The 6,729-nt window shown below is 46.1% G+C and carries 4 protein-coding genes; all 4 read right to left on the bottom strand.

The genetic code is table 11. The features are described from left to right. Positions 1-161: 161 nt before the first annotated feature. Positions 162-1,352, bottom strand: coding sequence for an SAM-dependent methyltransferase (locus I2I13_RS10065; protein ID WP_195649402.1), 1,191 nt, complete (start codon positions 1,350-1,352; stop codon positions 162-164). A 68-nt stretch (positions 1,353-1,420) separates the two neighbouring features. Beyond that, entirely contained in the window at positions 1,421-2,197 is a 777-nt protein-coding gene (locus I2I13_RS10060; RefSeq protein WP_195649401.1) for a M15 family metallopeptidase, read from the bottom strand. 163 nt (positions 2,198-2,360) lie between these two features. Further along, positions 2,361-5,288 (bottom strand): DUF6493 family protein, encoded by a 2,928-nt coding sequence (locus I2I13_RS10055; protein WP_195649400.1) that lies wholly within the window; start codon positions 5,286-5,288, stop codon positions 2,361-2,363. Further along, positions 5,276-6,631, bottom strand: coding sequence for an SWIM zinc finger family protein (locus I2I13_RS10050; protein WP_195649399.1), 1,356 nt, complete (start codon positions 6,629-6,631; stop codon positions 5,276-5,278). The genes I2I13_RS10055 and I2I13_RS10050 overlap by 13 nt, the downstream gene beginning before the upstream one ends. Positions 6,632-6,729 lie beyond the last annotated feature (98 nt).

The raw sequence follows: 6,729 nt of genomic DNA, 5'->3' as shown, positions 1-6,729 counted from the left end.
TGCATAGAACCATATTGTCAAGAGGGCTTCGCACCAAACAATTACTCGTAAAGCACGCCTCTTTAGGCTACTGTTGATGGAACAACAGGTTCAGACATTATGCTGAACAATTACTTGTACGACTTCTTGTCGCACCTTTTTTTGCAAAAATAGAAAATAGTTCAGACTTTCTCACAGCGGATCAGAACTTTTTGCCCATTATTTAATGTGCTGGCAAATAAGTAGGTATCTCCTCCTTCAGCCAAATGGATTCGTTTGCGGAGTTCGGCTACTGTGGCGGGGAAGTTACGGACTGTCACATTTGCTTTTTTCAGGTCTGCCAGATTCTCCTTTACTTCTTTTTTATTGAAACTGCACTGGTTGACAATACGGAATATTCTTCCGGGGAAGTTTTCAATGAAAGTATCGGAAGTATAAAGATGGCTGTTGGGATGCAATTTGCGGACAGGGTAAGCTGCTGCAATGCTACGGAAAGCACCGGCTTTCAGAAGGGAGGCATTCGGTTCGTAAAGATAGGTTTCTAAAGAATCCGTATACGTACATTCGCTGCATTGCTCCTGTTCGCGGGTAAATACAAAGTGTTGTTCTTCTTGAGTCCCTTTCGTGGAGAGGTTCACGCAATGAATGGAGATTTCTGACGGTGATGTTTGTCCGAGTAAGATTAGTAATTCCTTACATTCGTTGTTGACGGACAGAATGTGAACTTCTTGTGTATGTTTCAGCTCTTTCAGTGCCAACGAAAGATCGAGCATGGGGGAAAGTTTGATCATTACCCGGTTGGCTTTATGAAGTAAAAGCTCTTCAAGTTCGGCTACATTCGGTTCGCAGTCGGAGATGGCAACCGTTTTTCCGCCGTGCTCATTGCGGCGCGCGGGGTCGAGGAAGAGGCAGTCTACGGGGGACATTGCTTGCAGGTAGGCTACTCCGTCTTCGTTTCTTATGTTTATATGGTTTAGATTCAGTACGGGAAAGTTATGTGCCGCTATTTCGCAGAGTTCTTCCTGACGTTCTACGTAAGTGGCGGATTTGAATCCGGTGGCAAGAAAAGAACAGTCAATGCCGAATCCGCCGGTGAGGTCGGTCAGAGAATCTCCCTGCAAAAGACGTGCTTTGTAGCGGGCGGTGATTTCTGAAGAGCATTGCTCCAGCGACAGATGTTTCGGATACCATATCTTTTCCATCTCCCACCATGAGGGAATCTTTTCGGCCGCTACCTTCCTTCCTGCAATTTGGGTGATGGCAGTCGGCATATCTATATCCGGGTACTTTTTAGCTTGTAAAGCCAGTGCACGTACATCGTCCGATGAATGTTCGCGAATAAAAAGTTGGGTTTCAGGAGAGATTTGCATCATGGTGTTATTGTGTTATAGGATATTACAATGAATCGTCGAGCTCTGATTATGGGGTTGTTGAATGTCGGTTATGGTATTAACTTATACTTCTGTTTGGCTACGTCCCGGCTGCAAAAATTGAAATGCCACCATTCGCTGGGTAATGCACGGAATCCGGCCTCTTTCATCACCTTTCGTAGCAGTAACCGGTTCTGACGCTCCGTTTCACTTATTTTTCCATTATGTACCAGCTCGATCTCGTCTGTGATGTGTGCTTCCACGCCTAAATGGTCTACTTTGGTTCCCATAGGCAGGGGCTGTCCCAGAGAGTCTTGGATACTGATGTCTACTGCCAGTCCGTAGTTGTGTAATCCGCCTCCACGGTTGGGGTTGGAGACATATTTATATTTGGACGTTCCTTTCACTACGTTCCACATCTTTTTCTGTACTGACATTGGACGTGCCGCATCGTAAATGATAAGACTGTAAGACGGGTGTAGTCTCTTCAATACTTTTTGTGCTTCTATCAGAGCGTATGCCGCATCCGGATGCAGGTAGGCTTCCGTTAAGTTGTCGTAAAGCACTTCACCCGTGAAATTATCAGCCTGTGTATACATTAGTTTTACGACGAGGCTGCTGTCCAGATCAGCTATATTGATGAGTCCTAATGAGTCCATGTAGAGAGCCATTTCGCTTCGCTCCGGTGGCGAGACGGTGGAACATTCTTCGCGCGGTTGTATATTCTCCGGCGTATGTTCGTATTCTACGAGGGGGATGCTTTCCTTTTCTTCTTTATGACTCGAAAGGAAAGAGCATCCTGTCAGTAGCAGACAGAGGATGGGTAAACTATACTTCAGAATGATCATTCAGCCTTTTGTATTTAGTGTGCCAAAGATACTTCTTTTAGGCTTTAGCTCCAATAAGCTGCCTTTAAATTCTGGTTGTTTAAGTGATCGGGTAGTACCATCTTACTGTCACAATTGTACTAATACTGTGGCATAAAGTAAGGGATTAAGTCTTTTCAATCCATTATAGATTGCTGAGTGAAGTTGCCACCTTCTTCAGGTTGCTGTTCGTTGCCCATTCTTGCAGATGTTGTAAGAGTTGTTCGTCTGTAACTTTGCTATGGTTGATAGTCAGTAGTTCCAGATAGAGTTCGAGCAGCTGTTTGAGTCCGGTGACGGGTTTGTCAGGCAATCCGCTGATAAAGACTGTGAGTAGCTCTTCCAATTGACGGTTGTGGAAAGTACTTCGTTTGTACATGCTTTCGTATACTTGGGTGGTGAAGCGCTTTAGCGGAGCAAGCTCCATCGTGATGAGGCGAGCCAGGATTTCTCCTACCCGGCGGTTGTTTATTCTTCTTGCGGCAAGTCCCTCTACCCATAATTCCGCTGCATAGGAACGGACTGTCTTGTCTACGAAAAGTAGTGAGCCGCCTAATAAGAGCAGGCTCATCTCCCGAAGCGGGCAGTGGAAAGAAAGGAGCATCCGCAAAGCACAGGTGAGGGTGCGTTTGCTGTCTTCCTGCGGAGTGCCGAAAGCCATGTAGCAGGTGATGATCTGGGCTATCAACGGTTCCGGCCGGTTAGGGAAGTAACATAGCAGAGGTTCCATGTAGCGGGAGTCGTCTATATTATATTTACTGTTGATAATCAGATGTTCCTGCCATAGCTGATGGCTGTTGAATTCGACGTATTTGTGCCATTTGTAGGAATCGAGTTCAAGCAGACGCCTGTCCGTTTCGTATGATTTCTCTTTTGGTTTCAATTTGTTCCACCCATAGTCTCCTGCCAGATAGTTGTGTGGCAACGTGCAGCAGGCGAAGGACTTGAATACTTCGAATTCAGTTTCCGGTGCTTTTACCAGTCCGGCGGCTACCCAGCCGGTCGGATGGTTGTAGGGCGGTTCGGGTTGTGTGTTCTCATCCAACAAGAACAGGCAGAGATGGAGGTATTCATCTTGCAATAGTTGCCGGGCGGTGGTGACGGCTTCTTCTTTGCCTTCCATGGCACAGCGGGCAATCGCTAGTTGGAAATCCCACGGACAGGGCTTTGTGCCTGCTTCCTGATATGCGGCGAGGCGGCGTATCAGTTCGGTGGCCTGTATGTATGCCGGAGTATGGGTAGGAGTGGAAAGTAAGGGCAATGTATTATTCTCCTTTAGTTGACGGATTACATTCAGCCATAACTGTTGGACGGGTGTGAAACAGGTTGCGTCGCTGTAGCCGGGTTTCCAGTCGGCAAGTGGTTTGAAAGAACGCTCGTCATAAGCTCCCCTGTTTTGATCTCTTCCTTTCAGTCTTTCTTCCAGCCGGGTGAACATATTTCTCAAGAATCCTGTGCGGGAGGTGTCTGTCGTCTGTGTCCATAGACGTTGATATTCCAACAGGAAGGTAGCCAGAAGCTCCTCGTATGGTTCCCAACTGTTGGCTACGATATTGGTTGCCCGTTGGAAAACAGGTCCCATCCGGTCGAAATCTTCTTTGTTCAGTTGAGGATGGAAGGCGATAATAGCGGCAACTGTTGTTTCTATCTCCCAGCTTTCCTCCATATCGAACAGGCGGCTAAGTTGGAACAGAAAATCTTCTTTGCTGGCAGGAAAGGGAATATGGTTGTCTTCCCTGCAAATGCGGACGGTTTCCGAAGACGGCTCCTCGTTAAAGGAGGTTTCGTCTGTAATATTTCCTCCGGTATGAATGATTTCTTCAAGATTCATGTCTGTCGCATTTGATATTCCGGCAGACTGTACTCTGAAAGATATGAGTATTGCTTGTACGCTTTGAAACATCTCCGGCTGATAGGATTGTAATGTCTCTTGGAGACTGGACGAAGAAGTGTCTCCATATTTTATGATGAAGTCGGCGGCTTTCTTTTGTAGGTTCTCGTCCTTCTTCAGGAACAGTTGGCAGAGAGTGATGCAGCAGACTTCTCTCATTTCGGGATGCCGTGCAACGATCTTCTCAAAGATAGTATGGATGGTAAGTAGCGAGTTTTTGGGGCTGGAGAAGAAAAGGGGAGCTGCACGTTCGATGAATTCCTGATAACGGAATCCCTCTTCGGATGCGATACTTTTCAGTTGTTGCAACATCACATTCACCGGTTTTGTATAAGAAGAGGTGAATATTTGCATCATCTCTTCTTGCAAGGATAACAGTTCTCCGGTAGTTGGTTGTAGAGTTTCAAAGAATCCGGCAAACCATCCTGCCATGTCTTTTTTGAAGCTCCGGTGAAAAGTGGCGAGTGTGGCTTTTAATAGGCGTTCTCTATCCAGATGGCCGTCCAGCGAGAAACGGTAGAGGGCAGCACTGATACTTTCATCCTGTGCGGTAACTCCTTTTTTATAAGCCTCTTTGGCGCAATCATCTTGATAGTCGATGGACGATTCGTATTCGAAAATCGTCCAGATATGTTCTTTCAGGGTGATATCCCGCTTGAGTAATAACTCACTGTTGAAAGTATCGCTTCTTTTGGGCTCTTTATTTCTGATACGGGTAATCCAGGGGAATACATGTGCAATGCGGCTTGGAGCAATATCTTTGAGGTATCCCATATCCATGAGCTGCGTCAGCTGTTCGTAATTGAGATCGAAATTAAACCAAGTTTTGTCATCGTTGATGAAATCTGTCAGCCAGGTGGGGTAGTAAAGCGGGAGCAGTTTGCAAAGCGTATCAAACTTCACATGATAGGCCATATCCATTTCCCGTTTGTTGGCGCAGACAAACTGGACAGCAGATAGAAAATGTGCCCGTGCCGCACTGCAGGTTGTCTCACTACTGAAACCGGCAAACTTGCTTTTTATCCATTGTAAATCCCGGATAACCGGCAGCAGTTTCCGCCTTTCTTTCATTGGTAACTCCAGTAATCTCTTGACAAAAGGGATTAATATCTTCTCTTCGTTCTCCGGAGTATCCACATAAGCTTTGGATAATTTCTCCAGTTCTTTTTTTAATTCTTCCATTGTACTAGTTTCTTTACTGCCAGAATATGTTTGCAAGCTCCCCGTTCTCCCTGATTGCTACTGAACCAGGTGCAAGTGCAACGCTCTTTCTCACTTTCTCTGTCGAGAATGACCGTATGCCTGACACCTCCGCTTCCTGCCACGCGTGCTTCTGTCCGTTTCTCGTCATTCGATATGATTTCTACTTTCTCTTCTTCCAGTAGCTTTTCTGCTGCTATCATTCGAGGATTGAGACTTAAAATACGTTCGGTTTTGAAAGGCAGGCGGCGGTAGAAGAAGCTGTTTTCATCCAAATCGAATCCCAATAATCCCATTGCTGCCAATCGTGCCGAGAGAGAATCCACCTTATCCAGGTCAATATGTTCTTCTATGGCAAAAAGAGTGGGGTTGAACTGTTGGTTGGCATAACTGTATTTGTCCATTGCCTCTATCCATCTTTCGGGGACGTCTTCGAGCAGGGATTCCAGTGCGGCGCCTTCTCCGGAAAATCCTCTCCAACATTCGCGGGAAAGAGAAAGGCTGAAGCGTACCGGACCGAAATAAAGTTGCCAAATGGTAGATTGCATGGTGGGATGCGCAAAGACTTTCAGCTCATCGGCAAACGGAAGCAAGGGCTCGAGCAGACGTAAGCGATGAAGTCCTCCAATGCAGACGGCATTCATGCTTTTCACCGGTGAAAAGGCGGGTTTTTGACCGCGCATCACTAAATAATAGTCGCATTTCACGCTACTTTTCGGAAGAGTCTGGAAGAGTTGCAAGGTTTGTATGCGATTGAAGGAGTAGAGCTGTTCCGCAGCGGATTGATAAATCTGTACCGTAGTCAGTCCTTTTATCCATTTCACGGGAAGAGGTACTTTCCGTTCTATCACTTTCTCCCCTTTATGATAAAGCCCCACCTCTTTGGGACCGACTGACATTACCACATTCTCTTGTCTGCCTATTCCTCCTAAAGCGGAAATCATTCCGGGATTAAAATCTACGTTTGTTGTCCCGTTTTCCGGAAATTCTCCGTCGTGTCCGTCAGGAAGTACGTCGACCCTGGCATATACACCTGCACAATTAGAAAATCCTTCAAAGCGTAGGCGGTCATTTCCTGCGGTTACAATCGGATCTTTCAGCATGGCAAGCTGTGCCGGTGTCAGATTGAAACTGGATTGCACAACGTTGGATAATGCGATGAGGCAGCGTGCTGTCATGTAGGGTTGTGTCAACTTTCCCCAAAAGAAACAAGGTGCTTCTTTCTTTTCTATTTCGCTGTATTTGGCAAGAAACAGTTCGTCCTGATTGGCCGACCGTTGCAGGGCGGAAGGAGCTGCATATTGGTAAGAGATGGTATCAGTCATAGATAATAAATCGGAATTTGGTTGTATATTCTCCAAATATAGAAATTAATTCTTAGTGAAAAAAAGAAGTAGGAGAATTTACATCGCTTTGGAATGCT

The sequence above is a fragment of the Bacteroides sp. D55t1_190419_B8 genome (assembly GCF_015558905.1).
GTDB classification, from domain to species: Bacteria; Bacteroidota; Bacteroidia; order Bacteroidales; family Bacteroidaceae; genus Bacteroides; species Bacteroides vicugnae.
Note: the sequence above shows the minus strand (reverse complement) of the source record. Positions and strands in the feature narration are given on the sequence as shown.